This window comes from Polaromonas sp. P1_G2 (assembly GCF_056405515.1).
Genome location: NZ_JBFUBY010001499.1, coordinates 1 through 392, shown reverse-complemented (window position 1 = coordinate 392; position 392 = coordinate 1). Strand labels below are relative to the sequence as shown.

The following is a 392-nucleotide window of genomic DNA, read 5'->3' as shown; positions in this document are numbered from 1 at the left end:
ATCATCAACAAGGCCTTCCGCATGCAGGAATATCTGCGCTCGCGGGGCGTTATTTCGGACCTGGTGATCATCAATGATCGCGGCGCCACCTATGCGCAGGATGTGCAGCACGCCATCGATTTCATGTGCGAGAATGCGCGGCGGCGCGGCCTGGCCTCGGGTCCGTCGCAACATATATTCTCCGTGCGTCGCGACCTGATCGACGACAATGCCTACAATGCGCTGGTTGGCGCGGCGCGCATCCTGCTCCATACCCGTAACGGCTCCATCTCCGAGCAGATCGACAGGCTCGAACGTCTGTCGGATGGCGATCATGCCGATATTGCCGTGCCGGTCGAGCCCAAGCTGCGCGGCCGCAAGCTGGCGGCACCCACTAAACCTGAGCCCAGGAT

General features: G+C 61.5%; 1 protein-coding gene. It reads left to right on the top strand.

Going from position 1 to position 392, the window contains the following annotated elements:
* Nucleotides 1-21: 21 nt before the first annotated feature.
* Nucleotides 22-392 (top strand): hypothetical protein (locus tag AC1D0P_RS31260; protein ID WP_477680275.1); only part of this gene is annotated, 371 nt, incomplete at its 3' end.